The organism is Dickeya sp. NCPPB 3274, from assembly GCF_000406205.1.
GTDB lineage: Bacteria > Pseudomonadota > Gammaproteobacteria > Enterobacterales > Enterobacteriaceae > Dickeya > Dickeya fangzhongdai.
Genome location: NZ_CM001979.1, coordinates 2,395,944 through 2,409,804, shown reverse-complemented (window position 1 = coordinate 2,409,804; position 13,861 = coordinate 2,395,944). Strand labels below are relative to the sequence as shown.

The 13,861-nt window shown below is 55.6% G+C and carries 13 protein-coding genes and 1 pseudogene; 9 read left to right on the top strand and 5 right to left on the bottom strand.

Annotated features, from left to right (window positions below):
* From DXX3274_RS11010 to nth, 5 genes and pseudogenes are all read left to right on the top strand, one after another.
* Positions 1–216: pseudogene (locus DXX3274_RS11010) on the top strand (electron transport complex subunit RsxC); the annotation flags it as partial.
* Entirely contained in the window at positions 217–1,269 is a 1,053-nt protein-coding gene (rsxD, locus tag DXX3274_RS11005; protein WP_042859810.1) for an electron transport complex subunit RsxD, read from the top strand. It begins immediately after the preceding pseudogene.
* Positions 1,270–1,278: 9 nt separating this feature from the next.
* Positions 1,279–1,911, top strand: a complete 633-nt coding sequence (rsxG, locus tag DXX3274_RS11000; protein WP_084478755.1) for an electron transport complex subunit RsxG — start codon at positions 1,279–1,281, stop codon at positions 1,909–1,911.
* Positions 1,908–2,600, top strand: coding sequence for an electron transport complex subunit E (locus DXX3274_RS10995; RefSeq protein WP_038919027.1), 693 nt, complete (start codon positions 1,908–1,910; stop codon positions 2,598–2,600). Before rsxG ends, DXX3274_RS10995 begins: the two co-directional genes overlap by 4 nt.
* A 1-nt stretch (position 2,601) precedes the next feature.
* On the top strand, positions 2,602–3,237 hold the full coding sequence (nth, locus tag DXX3274_RS10990) for an endonuclease III (RefSeq protein WP_042859809.1): 636 nt from the start codon (positions 2,602–2,604) through the stop codon (positions 3,235–3,237).
* A gap of 97 nt (positions 3,238–3,334) precedes the next feature.
* Here the strand turns inward: nth and cysB are convergent, their stop codons facing one another.
* Together cysB and topA are read right to left on the bottom strand one after the other, a co-directional pair.
* A complete protein-coding gene (cysB, locus tag DXX3274_RS10985; RefSeq protein WP_042859808.1) occupies positions 3,335–4,309 on the bottom strand; it encodes an HTH-type transcriptional regulator CysB in 975 nt (324 codons plus the stop codon).
* Positions 4,310–4,646: 337 nt separating this feature from the next.
* Positions 4,647–7,250: a type I DNA topoisomerase gene (gene topA / locus DXX3274_RS10980; protein ID WP_042859807.1), complete on the bottom strand. Its 2,604-nt coding sequence runs from the start codon at positions 7,248–7,250 to the stop codon at positions 4,647–4,649.
* A 441-nt stretch (positions 7,251–7,691) separates the two neighbouring features.
* Between topA and DXX3274_RS10975 the strand changes: the two genes are divergently transcribed.
* Together DXX3274_RS10975 and DXX3274_RS10970 are read left to right on the top strand one after the other, a co-directional pair.
* A complete protein-coding gene (locus tag DXX3274_RS10975; RefSeq protein WP_042859806.1) occupies positions 7,692–7,961 on the top strand; it encodes a YciN family protein in 270 nt (89 codons plus the stop codon).
* Between the two features lie 433 nt (positions 7,962–8,394).
* Positions 8,395–8,988, top strand: coding sequence for a YolA family protein (locus DXX3274_RS10970; RefSeq protein WP_042859805.1), 594 nt, complete (start codon positions 8,395–8,397; stop codon positions 8,986–8,988).
* 404 nt (positions 8,989–9,392) lie between these two features.
* Here the strand turns inward: DXX3274_RS10970 and sohB are convergent, their stop codons facing one another.
* Positions 9,393–10,439 carry a protease SohB gene (sohB, locus tag DXX3274_RS10965; RefSeq protein WP_042862047.1) on the bottom strand — a complete coding sequence of 349 codons (1,047 nt, stop codon included), beginning with the start codon at positions 10,437–10,439 and terminating at the stop codon, positions 9,393–9,395.
* A 282-nt stretch (positions 10,440–10,721) separates the two neighbouring features.
* On the opposite strand from sohB, the gene DXX3274_RS10960 reads away from it, so the two are divergent.
* Both DXX3274_RS10960 and cobO read left to right on the top strand, forming a co-directional pair.
* Positions 10,722–11,483 carry a YciK family oxidoreductase gene (locus tag DXX3274_RS10960; RefSeq protein ID WP_042859804.1) on the top strand — a complete coding sequence of 254 codons (762 nt, stop codon included), beginning with the start codon at positions 10,722–10,724 and terminating at the stop codon, positions 11,481–11,483.
* A gap of 16 nt (positions 11,484–11,499) precedes the next feature.
* Positions 11,500–12,090, top strand: coding sequence for a cob(I)yrinic acid a,c-diamide adenosyltransferase (gene cobO / locus DXX3274_RS10955; protein ID WP_042859803.1), 591 nt, complete (start codon positions 11,500–11,502; stop codon positions 12,088–12,090).
* Between the two features lie 51 nt (positions 12,091–12,141).
* Here the strand turns inward: cobO and rluB are convergent, their stop codons facing one another.
* Both rluB and DXX3274_RS10945 read right to left on the bottom strand, forming a co-directional pair.
* Entirely contained in the window at positions 12,142–13,032 is an 891-nt protein-coding gene (gene rluB, locus DXX3274_RS10950) for a 23S rRNA pseudouridine(2605) synthase RluB (protein WP_042859802.1), read from the bottom strand.
* Between the two features lie 189 nt (positions 13,033–13,221).
* On the bottom strand, positions 13,222–13,842 hold the full coding sequence (locus DXX3274_RS10945; RefSeq protein WP_042859801.1) for an L-threonylcarbamoyladenylate synthase: 621 nt from the start codon (positions 13,840–13,842) through the stop codon (positions 13,222–13,224).
* Between the last annotated feature and the right edge of the window lie 19 nt (positions 13,843–13,861).

Here is a 13,861-nt window from a genome sequence, read left to right as displayed (position 1 = left end):
AAGGCGGCGCAGTCTGATATCGCAGAAGACGTGACATTGTCACCCAATGCACAGGTATCGACTGCGGCGAAAGCGCTGGAAAGTGCGCCCTCAGCCATATCGGCTGACGCCGCCCCAACCGAGATTACCGACCCGCGCAAAGCCGCCGTCGCAGCCGCCATCGCCCGGGTTAAAGCACGCAAGGCCGCCGCATCGCAGGCGTCGCAAGAGGATTAAATGGCTTTCAGAATCGCACCCTCACCGTTTACCCATAACCGCCAGTCCACCCGCAATATTATGCGCTGGGTTCTGGCCGCCTGCGTGCCCGGCATCGCGGCGCAAGCCTGGTTTTTCGGTTACGGCAACCTGATCCAGCTGGCGCTGGCCAGTATTACCGCGCTCTTTACCGAAGCGGCGATATTGTCATTACGAAAACGTCCGGTGCTGGAAACGCTGCAGGACAGTTCCGCGCTGTTGACGGCAGTTCTGCTGGCTATCAGTCTGCCGCCGTTTACGCCCTGGTGGATGGTGGTGTTGGGCACCCTCTTCGCCATTATTATCGCCAAGCAGCTGTACGGCGGGCTGGGGCAAAACCCGTTCAATCCGGCGATGATCGGCTATGTGGTGCTGCTGATTTCCTTCCCGGTGCAGATGACCAGTTGGTTGCCGCCGGACGGGTTGCAAGCGTCGCCGGTCGGGTTCATGGATGCGCTGACCGCGATCTTCACCGGTCACGGAACGGCGGGTCAGACTATCCAGCAGTTGATTCAGGGGGTGGATGGCGTTAGTCAGGCCACGCCGCTGGACGCGTTCAAAACCGGCCTGCGCAGCGGTCATCAACCCGAAGTGTTGCTGCATCAGCCGTTATTTGGCGGCGAACTGGCCGGGCTGGGCTGGCAATGGATTAATCTGGCTTTTCTGGCCGGCGGCCTGTTTATGCTGTTGCTGCGGGTCATCCACTGGCAGATTCCGTTCAGTTTCCTGCTCGCGTTGTCCGTATGCGCGCTGGCGGGTTGGTACCTGCATCCGGACGTCAGTGCCCCGCCGCTGCTGCACCTGTTTTCCGGCGCGACCATGCTGGGAGCGTTCTTTATCGCCACCGACCCGGTTACCGCCTCCACCACGCCCAGAGGCCGCCTGGTTTTCGGCGCGTTGATCGGCGTGCTGGTATGGACCATCCGCACCTACGGCGGTTACCCTGATGGCGTGGCTTTCGCCGTGCTGTTGGCCAACATTACCGTGCCGTTGATCGACTATTTCACTAAACCGCGCGCTTACGGCCATCGCTAAGGACGGATTATGCTGCTGACCACCATGCGCCGCCACGCCACCACGCTGGCTCTGTTTGCCGCCTTTACCACCGGGTTGACCGCACTGGTTAATTCCCTGACCGAAAAAACCATTTCGCAGCAGGTCGTCGCACAGCAGCGCGCGCTGCTGGACCAGGTGATCCCTGTCGATCGCTATAACAACGATCTGCTCGGCGAGTGCTATCTGGTAAGCGACCCGGCGCTGGGTTCCGCTTCGCCGCATCGTGTCTACATCGCTCGCCACGACGGCGCGCTGGTCGCCGCTGCGCTGGAAAGCACCGCGCCTGACGGTTATTCCGGCGCGATCCATCTGCTGATTGGCGCAGACTTTCATGGTACCGTGCTGGGCACGCGGGTCACCGAACATCATGAAACGCCGGGACTGGGCGACAAGATCGATATCCGTATTTCCGACTGGATAACGCGTTTTACCGGCCAGGCCGTTGCAGATTCACAGGATAGTCGCTGGGCGGTGAAAAAAGACGGCGGCCAGTTTGATCAGTTTACCGGCGCCACCATTACCCCGCGCGCGGTGGTCAATGCGGTGAAACGCGGCGCCCTGTTTTTACAAACCTTACCGCCGCGACTGTCCACCCTGACGCCATGTGGAGATAAACCATGAACCAGACCAAAGAACTGGCCCTGCAGGGATTGTGGAAAAACAACTCTGCACTGGTGCAACTGCTGGGGCTGTGCCCGCTGCTGGCGGTGACCTCCACCGCCACCAATGCGCTCGGACTGGGGCTCGCCACCACGCTGGTGCTGACATGCACCAATATTGCCGTTTCCGCGCTGCGCCGCTGGGTGCCGGATGAAATCCGCATTCCGATTTACGTCTTGCTGATTGCCTCGGTGGTCACCATCGTGCAGATGCTGATCAACGCTTACGCCTACGGTCTGTATCAATCGCTGGGGATTTTTATCCCGCTGATCGTCACCAACTGTATCGTGATTGGGCGCGCGGAAGCCTTCGCGTCGAAAAATACAGTGATGCTGTCGGCATTGGACGGCCTGTTCATGGGGCTGGGCGCCACCAGCGCGCTGTTTGTGCTGGGCGCGATACGAGAGATCCTCGGCAATGGCACGCTGTTTGACGGCGCCGACCTGCTGCTGGGCAGTTGGGCACGGGTGTTACGGGTCGAGGTCGTGCATATGGACTCGCCGTTCCTGCTGATGATTCTGCCGCCCGGCGCTTTTATCGGGCTGGGAATGATGCTGGCGGCCAAATATATTATCGATGAAAAACGCAAACAGCGCCGTGCCCGTACGGTGCGGCTGTCGCCTCTTAGCTCATCTACGCTGACGGAATAATATGAACAAAGAGAAACGGATTGCCATTCTTAGCCGCCTGCGGGAAAACAACCCGCATCCCACCACCGAACTGAAATTCAACTCACCGTTTGAACTGCTCATTTCGGTGCTGCTGTCCGCGCAGGCCACCGACGTCAGCGTTAACAAAGCCACGGAAAAGCTCTATCCGATAGCGAATACGCCGCAGGCGATGCTGGATTTAGGCGTGGACGGCGTGAAGTCATATATCAAGACCATCGGGCTGTTCAACAGCAAGGCTGAAAACATCATCAAAACCTGCCGCCTTTTGCTGGATAAACATCAGGGCCAGGTGCCGGAAGATCGCGACGCGCTGGAAGCCCTGCCCGGCGTCGGGCGTAAAACCGCCAACGTAGTGCTGAACACCGCCTTTGGCTGGCCAACCATCGCGGTGGATACCCATATCTTCCGCGTCTGCAATCGTACCCACTTTGCACCGGGTAAAACCGTCGAACAGGTGGAAGAAAAATTGCTGAAATACGTCCCGGCGGAATTCAAGGTCGACTGTCACCACTGGCTGATTCTGCACGGTCGTTATACCTGCGTCGCCCGCAAGCCGCGCTGCGGCGCCTGCCTGATAGAGGACTTGTGCGAATATAAGGAAAAGGTCGATATCTGACCGACGTCTCTTTTTACCACGTAATGTTATTCCGTAATGACAAGGGCAGGTTTTCACCTGCCCTTGTTGCATCATGCCGCACAGTAAAATGGATTGATTATTTCACCGGCAGTGTAACGTCCTTGAACATGGCTTCGATTTCTTCATTCGAACGCAGCGCAATCGCCGTATCCACCACATCACGCGTCAGGTGCGGCGCAAAACGATGAATAAAATCGTACATGTAGCTACGCAGGAACGTGCTGCGACGAAAACCGATTTTGGTGGTGCTATAGCTGAACAGGTTATCGGCGTTGATAGCCACCAGATCCGGATCGCTGGCCGGGTCCACCGCCATGTTGGCGATGACGCCGACGCCCAGCCCCAGACGGACGTAGGTTTTGATCACATCGGCATCGGTCGCGGTAAACACGATGCGCGGCGTCAGTCCGGCCCGGTTGAACGCGGTATCCAGCTCGGAACGGCCGGTAAAACCGAAGGTATAGGTGACGATCGGGTAGGCCGCCAGCTCCTCAATGCTGATATCGGTTTTACCCGCCAGCGGATGATCCGGCTTCACTACCACGGCGCGGTTCCAGTGGTAGCACGGCAGCATGATCAGGTCTTCATACAAATGCAGTGCCTCGGTGGCGATGGCGAAATCCGCTGAGCCTTTCGCCACGGCTTCGGCAATCTGCATCGGCGAACCTTGATGCATATGCAGCGAAACGCGCGGATAACGCTCGATAAATCCTTTGATCACCTCAGGCAACGCGTAACGCGCCTGAGTATGCGTGGTAGCGACGTACAGCGAGCCTTTGTCTGGATAAGTGTGCTCGCCTGCCACCGCCTTGATGGCATCGACCTTGGACAGCACCTCACGGGCGATACGAATGATTTCCTGCCCGGCGGGCGTCACCTGGGTCAAATGTTTTCCGCTGCGTGCAAAGATCTGAATACCCAGTTCATCTTCAAGCATCCGAACCTGTTTACTGATACCCGGCTGGGAGGTGTATAACCCCTCGGCAGTCGAGGAAACGTTCAGATTGTGATTAACAACTTCAACGATATAACGAAGCTGTTGCAGTTTCATAAGTTATCCCATTCCGTAATATGTCATGCGCGGCGGCATCTGTATTGTTGACGTTATCTGCGTTGACAAGGGGGCGACAGCTCAATGCAACGGTATAGATTCTCGCCACTTAAATGCCATTTAATCATAAAAAAAATATTTTATATAACCACTTTCTGTATTACTTAGACAGTACTGGTACTGGAAAACGGGTTTTTATTTCCTTTTTTGTTATCGGCTGCCGGCGGATGATATTCATGGTTGATGGATCAAAAAAGCCAGCCTATGCAGGCTGGCTTAACGTAATGTAACCGCAAACAGATGGAAAAAATGCGGTTTTAGTCAATTATCGGCGTAATTAGCGGCTGCTTTCCACCCATTTGCCGTCCACATAAAATGCCGACCATCCGGTAGCTTTGCCCTCTTTTTCAGAGGAAACATACTGCTGTTTGGTTTTGCGGCTGAACCGCACCAGCGTTTTGTTGCCTTCCGGGTCGGCCACCGGCGCCTCGGCCAGATACCGTAATTTCTCTGGCAAGCGATCGCGGAAACGAACCAGTTCTTCCACCAACGGCGCGCGGGTTTCACGCGATTTCGGGAAGGTATTGGCCGCCAGGAACACACCGGCGGCGCCATCGCGCAGCACAAAATAGGCGTCAGATTTCTCGCATGGCAACTCCGGCAACGGCACCGGATCTTCTTTCGGCGGCGCCACTTCCCCGTTACGCAGAATTTTGCGGGTGTTGCCGCAGCTTTCGCTGGTACAGGCCATATATTTGCCGAAACGCCCCATTTTCAGGTGCATTTCCGAACCGCACTTCTCACATTCCACCACCGGGCCGTCATAGCCTTTGAGGCGGAACTCGCCCTGTTCGATCTCATAACCATCGCAGGACGGGTTGTTGCCGCACACATGCAGTTTGCGCTGATTGTCGATCAGGTAGCTGTCCATCGCCGTGCCGCATTTCGAGCAACGACGGCGGGCGCGCAGCGCATTGGTTTCCGCCTCATCACCTTCCAGAATATTCAACACTTCCGCTTCCGGAATCAGGTTGATGGTGGTTTTGCAGCGCTCTTTGGGGGGCAACGCGTAACCGGAGCAGCCGAGGAATACCCCGGTGCTGGCGGTACGGATCCCCATTTTGCGGCCGCAGGTCGGGCAATCAATGCTGGTCAGCACCATCTGGTTCGGCTTCATGCCGCCTTCGTCCGGCTCCAGCTCGGCGGTTTCCAGCTGTTTACTGAATTCGGCGAAGAATTCATCCAGCACCGCTTTCCACTCGGCCTGGCTGTTCGCCACCAGGTCGAGGCTATTTTCCATACGGGCGGTGAAATCGTAGTTCATCAGCTCACGGAAGTTATCCTCCAGCCGATCGGTCACGATCTCCCCCATTTTCTCGGCGTAGAAACGACGGTTTTCCACCCGCACATAACCACGATCCTGAATGGTGGAGATGATGGCGGCATAGGTAGAAGGACGACCGATACCGCGTTTTTCCAGCTCCTTGACCAGCGATGCTTCGCTGTAACGCGCCGGCGGTTTGGTAAAGTGCTGGCTTGGCAACAGTTTTTCCAGCGACAGGGATTGCCCCACGTCGACGGCCGGCAACGTGCGGTCTTCGTCGCTCTTGCGCAGCGCCGGCATCACCTTGGTCCAGCCGTCGAAGCGCAGAGTGCGCCCTTTGGCACGCAGCTGATAGTCGCCGGCGCTGACCACCAACGTGGTGGAGTCATATTGGGCCGGCATCATCTGACAGGCCACAAACTGCCGCCAAATCAGCTGATACAGTTTTTGCGCATCCGCTTCCATGTCTTTAAGCTGGTCGGCCAGCACCTTCACATCGGAAGGACGAATGGCTTCGTGCGCTTCCTGCGAGTTTTCCTTGCTGGTATAAAGGTTGGGCGCTTCCGGCAGATAGCGTTTGCCAAATTCGTCATGGATATAATCACGCGCCATCGCCAGCGCATCCTGACTCAGGTTGGTTGAATCGGTACGCATGTAAGTGATATGGCCGGCTTCATACAACCGCTGCGCCATCATCATAGTCTTTTTCACGCCGAAGCCCAGACGGGTGCTGGCGGCCTGCTGCAGCGTAGAGGTAATGAACGGCGCGCCCGGCTTGCTGCTGGTCGGTTTATCTTCCCGTTCAGCCACCACATAGCTGGCTTTTTCCAGCAGGCTGACCGCCGCTTGCGTCTGCGCCTGATTTACCGGGCGGAACGGTTTGCCGTTGTGGTGTGTTACCTGCATCTGCAGCGCGATTTCCGGGTTCGCCAGCAAATCGGCGTGCAATTCCCAGTATTCTTCCGGCACAAATGCTTTGATTTCGCGCTCGCGCTCCACCACCAGACGTACCGCTACTGACTGTACGCGACCGGCGGACAGCCCACGGGCAATCTTTTTCCACAGCAGCGGCGACACCATATACCCCACCACGCGGTCCATGAAACGGCGGGCCTGCTGGGCGTTGACACGGTTAATATTCAGTTCGCCCGGATTGTCGAACGCCTGACGAATGGCGTTTTTGGTGATCTCGTTGAACACCACGCGGCTGAAACGCTTGTCGTCGCCGCCGATGATTTCCCGCAGGTGCCAGGCAATGGCTTCCCCTTCGCGGTCAAGGTCGGTTGCGAGATAGACGTGCTCGGCGTTCTGCGCCAGCGTTTTCAGTTCCGATACGACTTTTTCCTTGCCGGGCAGAATCTCATACTGGGCCTGCCAGCCTTGATAGGGATCCACCCCCATGCGGTTGACCAGCGCGGTTTTTTCATCTTTCTTGACGGCTTTTTTGGCTTTCTCCCCGTTGGCCTCAGCGCTTTTCTTGCTCGCCGAACCGGAGCCGCTGGTCGGCAAGTCGCGTACATGCCCCACGCTGGATTTCACCACGTAATCATTGCCAAGGTACTTATTAATCGTTTTGGCTTTTGCCGGGGACTCGACGATAACGAGAGCTTTACCCATAATATATTGTTACCTACTGAATTCTTTGAAAAAAGAAGAAATTTTCTCAGTTATTCGCTCTGGCTTTCCAGCCGGCGTAGCCTGAACCATCATGGTTGCGGGAAAATCGTTCTGTTGGTGCGTCGACGGCGCGCCGCACGCATTCACCGCGTCGCAACCCTATGATCATCCAGGATTATTCGTTTACTGCACCGCCCTTTGCGGTAGCCGGTTCCGTCCCGGCGCAAAGCAATTATTCCGCTTGACGATGCAAAATCCCACACTCTACCTGATAAATAACACCACGCAACCTAATTAGCATGTAAAACCCGTTTTCGCCAATCGTTACTCTCGTGTTTATCGGCAGACAGGCGACTAAAAATCAGTCAGTTTGCGATAAATTCCGTTCAGGCGGTACAATAGCGCCAGCAAAACAAGGGTTATTTGTAGGAGAACAATCCCATGTCTGGTTTTACACACATAAATGAAGAAAAAACGCCAATTGGCCGTGAGGCGCTGCTGCTGGAAGCTAACACACTGATCAAAAACCACGAAGACTACCTGCACGGCATGGTGGCCAATGCGGTAGAACAGAAGAATGGCGTGCTGGTGTTCCGTGGCGAATACTTTCTCGACGGTGATGGATTGCCGACGCACAAGACCACGGCGGTGTTCAATATGTTCAAACACCTGGCGCACGTTTTGTCGGAAAAATACCAGTTAATCGATTAACACCGAAATCCCGCCGGGCAATACCTCCTGATGCGAGCCATTCCCGGCGTTTCCTCCGCTGCATACAGCGGAGATCACGGTGTGATTTCCGTTATTGTGCGTTCAGATCATTATGATTCGTTGAATGCGCTACCCCCATTTTCCTCATATCCCGCAAAGATTAGGTTGATGCCGGACAACGCGCATGATGCCTGAATGGAAAACGCCGTCAGCATAGACAGAGTAATAATTTAAATGCTCTGGAAATTATTTTTTAATAAATATAATTCACCTGATTTAAAAAAATATCATTTCAATTGTATTAATTCCAAAAAGACGAAGTTAAAACAATTAAAAACAAATTTTTCGATTTATTTACAAACTAAATATCGTTATTTATACTCGCCACCGATGCCACCCAGGCATTAATTAAAAAACATTTACGGAGAGTGTTATGAAAAAGCAATTTGGATTGCCTTTGGTATTGTCACTCGCAGCTATTTTTAGCCATGCCGGCTATTCGCAAACCATCAATAATACCGATGAAGCAGGCCCACCGACCGAATTAGGTATGTCGGCGTTCGATGCACTGGAAAGCAACAGCCCGTTGTCTACGGCCAAAGACACGTCCCGCGCCTCCACCTCTGGCGCCTTGCGAGCCCCCGCTCCGGCGTTGTCACGGGTCGCCGTGTATGCGGTTGGTTCCTCAACCTGCGGCTGGGAATACATGACGTCTGTTGGTCAGTTCTCAACCACCTGTGACCACGGCGGCGCTCAGCTCAGAGTCGTGGTGCAGGAAATTGGCTACGGCAGCAACCCTGCGGCCTGGATGAATGCCGGCTTATTGCCCCGCTCGGCTAATTATCAAAGTGACGCCATTTGTATTGTCAACAATCAATACACCTTCCCTTGCCCAGCCGGATATACCGTTGTTGGCTGGATGCGCTATTACAATCTGGACGGGACTGATAACGGTCAGTTCAAATTCCAGGACACCTCTACCAACGCGCCAAGAAATACCTTATTCACACAGATCTATATTCAGTAATACGCCATCTGAACGGCCCCTTTTGGGCCGTTCACTCTAAATAAAACACACCTCGCCAACCGTATATCTCGATTTAAAATAGAAATCACCCGGACATTGGTACAAATGGAATGCGCTATTGCCAGAAACCAGAAAAAATAATAAGCCTACAGCCTGTATGACTATGGATAGGCGCGATGACAAAAATAACGAATTAAAAATGGCGCATTAATGACGGAATGGTGGGAAATAATAGTTATGGATGGAGACGGGCGTTCAGCAACCAGGTTTAGAGTCTGGAGAGACGGAGTGTAGCGATTAAATCTGGGAACGGGTTTACCCACCTATCCGGCCGCTGATAATGCGGATGACATTGCTCAACAGGCAGCGACGCGGACAGGCAGGCGGTTAAACGCTAAGGCGACTTACAACTGGGGGTTATTGCCCCGCTGCCACCAGCGCAGCATCAGGCGCTCCAGTGCGTCGCCGGTACTGCCGGTGAGGCGGTCCAGCAGGCGTTTGCGGCGGGTATAGCGCACTGCCAGCACTTCATGGTTTTCCATTTCCGCGATCAGCAGATCGTCGCTGGTACCGATAGCATCCACCAGCCCCATCGCTCTGGCCTGCGTGCCGAACCAGTGCTCGCCGGTAGCGACCGACTCAATATCCAGCGACGGGCGCATCTCGCTGACAAACTGTTTGAACAGCAGATGCGTTTCATTCAATTCCTCGCGAAACTTCTCCCGACCTTCTTCGGTATTTTCGCCGAACAGCGTCAGGGTACGCTTGTACTGACCCGCAGTATGCAGTTCCACATCGATATCTTTGCTTTTCAGCAGCCGGTTGAAGTTGGGGATTTGCGCTACCACGCCAATCGACCCGACAATGGCGAACGGCGCCGCCACAATGCGATCCGCCACGCACGCCATCATATAGCCGCCGCTGGCCGCTACCTTGTCTACCGCCACCGTCAGGCGGATACCGCGCTGACGAAAACGCTGCAGTTGCGAAGCCGCCAGCCCGTAGCCGTGCACCACGCCGCCAGGGCTTTCCAGCCGCAACAACACTTCATCTTCCGGACGGGCCACCGCCAGCACGGCGGACACCTCTTCACGCAGCGAACTCACCTCACCGGCATCCATGCTGCCGTTAAAATCGAGCACATACAAACACGGACGAGCGGATTTCTCTTCCCCCCGCTTGGCGCGTTTCTTCTCCTGTTTGGCGGTTTCCTTTTCTTCTTTCTTCTGCTTTTTCTCCAGCAGGCTGCGCGCGGTATCGCTCATGGCGGCGGACTGCATCTCCTGCCGCATTTCGCGGTATTGTTCGCCCAGATTAATCACCTGCAGTTCGCCCTTTCGATGGCGCTTACGCTGCGTCATACCGACTGTCAGCACCACCAATGCGCCGATGGCGACGACAAGGGTGACGACTTTTGCCAGGAATAAACCATACTGAGAAAGTAATTCCACAAATACCGCCTTCATTGACCAATGTGATATATGACGTTGATTCTTCAACAACCATTACGGTTCCAGCGCGGCGCGCCGAGCTTCTAACCTAACGTATGACGGACGCGATGGCGATGATCTTCATACATAAATTGTACTTTCCGCTGCTTTTTACCGCACAAACTGTGAGAAAACCGGACCTTCTGATTGAAAACGCCTATCGTTTCAGGCATAAAACACCCATTATGGCTTTTTCGGAAACACCTCATCATCCCCGGATGATGACAGCCAGAGGACACCGTTTTGCATTACCAACCCAAGCATGACCTGCTGCAACACCGTATCATTCTGGTCACCGGCGCCGGTGACGGCATTGGCCGCGAGGCGGCGCTGACCTACGCGCGCCACGGTGCGAGACTGGTGTTGCTGGGGCGCACAGAGAGCAAACTGCAAGAGGTGGAACAACAGATCCTGCAGGAATGCGGCGTCCACAGTTATCTGATTCCCTGCGATATGCTGACCGCCAGCCATCATGATTTCATACAGATCGCCGGGCAGATCGGTCAGGCGCTGCCGCGGCTGGACGGCGTATTGCATAATGCCGGTCTGCTGGGTGACGTCGTGCCGATGGAAGAGCAATCCGCCACCGTCTGGCATCAGGTGATGCAGGTCAACGTTAACGCGACCTTTATGCTGACGCAGGCGCTGTTGCCGTTATTGCTGAAATCAGCCAGTCCGTCGCTGATTTTCACCAGCTCCAGCGTCGGCCGTCAGGGGCGCGCCAACTGGGGCGCCTACTCGGTATCCAAATTCGCCACCGAAGGCATGATGCAGGTACTGGCCGAGGAATACCGCAACCGCAACCTAAGGGTCAACTGCATCAATCCGGGCGGTACCCGCACGTCAATGCGCGCCGCCGCGTTTCCCGATGAAGATCCGGATAAACTCAAAACCCCGGCCGACATCATGCCGCTTTACCTGTATTTAATGGGGGATGACAGCCGTCGCAAAACCGGCATGAGTTTCGATGCCCAACCCGGCCGCAAGCCCGGCCCGGCCGAGTGATAAAGGATACCGACGCATGAGTGATGATCGTCATCAGCAACGTCAGCAACGGCTGAAGGAAAAAGTAGACGCCCGCATCGCCGCCGCCACTGACGTGCGCGGCATAGTGATGGTGTTTACCGGCAACGGCAAAGGCAAGACCACTGCGGCCTTCGGCACCGTAACCCGAGCGGTGGGCCACGGTCTGAAAGCCGGGGTGATCCAGTTCATCAAAGGCGAATGGCCGAACGGCGAGAAAAATCTGCTGCAACAACACGGGGTAGAATTTCAGGTAATGGCGACCGGCTTTACCTGGGAAACCCAAAATCGCCAGACCGACACCGACGCGGCCAGGCGTGTCTGGCAGCATGGATTGCGTATGCTGGCGGATGACTCGCTCGATCTGGTGGTGCTCGACGAGTTGACTTACATGATCAGCTACGACTATTTGCCGCTGGACGAGGTCATCGCCGCCTTACGCCAGCGCCCGGCGCACCAGAGCGTCATCATTACCGGCCGGGGCTGCCATCGCGACCTGCTGGAACTGGCGGATACGGTGACGGAAATGCGGCCGGTGAAGCACGCTTTTGATGCCGGCATTCAGGCTCAGCAAGGTCTCGACTGGTAGGAATAAAAAAGGACAACGCTGCGCCAGCTGACGCAGCGTTAAACAGACGGGTTAACCGTTGCGCTTCGGCGCGCTACGGCGGCCGCCAGCCGGGCGGTTACTGCCCCCCACCTGACTGTGACGTTTCACCGCACGGCGGATCTGATTGGCTTTCACCCGGCGCCGCTCACGCTCCACCGGCAATTTGCTGACCGTTTCCGGCGTCAGTTGCACCAGTTCACGCAGGTAGTTGACGTCGGTCAGGCTCATCTCCATCCAGCCGCCGCGCGGCAATCCTTTCGGCAACTGAATGTCGCCGTAGCGCACACGAATCAGCCGGCTAACCTGCACGCCGACCGCTTCCCACAGACGACGCACTTCGCGGTTGCGGCCTTCGGTCAGGGTCACGTTGTACCACTGGTTCAACCCTTCGCCCCCCTGATAACGGATCGAGCGGAACGCCGCCGGACCGTCTTCCAGCTGTACGCCTTTACTCAGTTGACGGATTTTGTCATCGCCCACTTCGCCGAACACGCGCACGGCATATTCACGTTCCACTTCACGGCTGGGGTGCATCAGGCGATTCGCCAGCTCGCCGTCAGTCGTGAACAGCAACAGGCCGGAGGTATTCACATCCAGACGCCCTACCGCTACCCAGCGGTATCCCTGAATACGCGGCAGACGATCAAATACCGTTGGCCGCCCTTCCGGGTCGCTGCGGGTACAGAGTTCCCCTTCCGGTTTGTAATACATCAGCACACGGCACACGGCTTCTTCGGTTTCTCGCACCGACACCACATGTCCGTCAATACGAATTTTGGTCGCCCGGGTAACCTCAACGCGGTCCCCCAGCGTGGCAATCTTGCCGTCAACGCTAATGCGCCCGGCTTCAATCATACTTTCAATTTCGCGGCGTGAACCGTGCCCTGCACGCGCCAGCACTTTCTGTAGCTTTTCGCTCATTGAGCAACCTCTGATGTCGCCTTCACAGGCGTCGGGGGGAATGTCATGATGACCAGAAATCGCGTTAACTCATGAAAAATAAAGAGTTAACGCATATTTTCGCGATTATACCCTGATTCGTGCCGTTTGTATGCCAAATGTTAGCGGCCATGCATAGGCTTTGGGAAACGCCATTACGGCGTTTCAGCGTTACAGAAATGGCGTCACATCGCCGGTGCCTTCGCGCACCACCACCGGCACGGATTCGGTCAGATCGATAACCGTAGTGGGCTGTTGCCCCAGAAAACCGCCGTGAATGACCAAATCCACCCGTTTGCCCAGTTGCTCCTGAATTTCTTCCGGATCGGACTCGGCGAAATCGTTGCCCGGCAGCATCAGCGTGGTCGACATTAGCGGCTCATTCAACGCCGCCAGCAATTCCAGCGCAATCGGATTGGACGGCACGCGCATACCGATGGTTTTGCGTTTCTCACTCATCAGGCGACGCGGCACTTCCTTGGTCGCTTTGAGAATGAAGGTGTAATTGCCGGGGGTATTATTCTTGATCAACCGGAACGCGGCGTTATCCACATAGGCGTAAGAAGATAACTCCGACAGATCGCGGCACATCAGGGTGAAATTATGGTTCTGATCCAGATCACGAATGCGGCAGATGCGCTCCATCGCCGCTTTATCCTCCAGCATGCACCCTAGCGCGTACCCTGAATCGGTGGGATAAACAATCACCCCGCCCTTGTGCAGAATTTCCACCGTCTGGTTGATCAACCGCGGTTGCGGGTTCTGCGGATGAATATAGAAAAACTGACTCATGCTACGTCCTCTGCCTTCT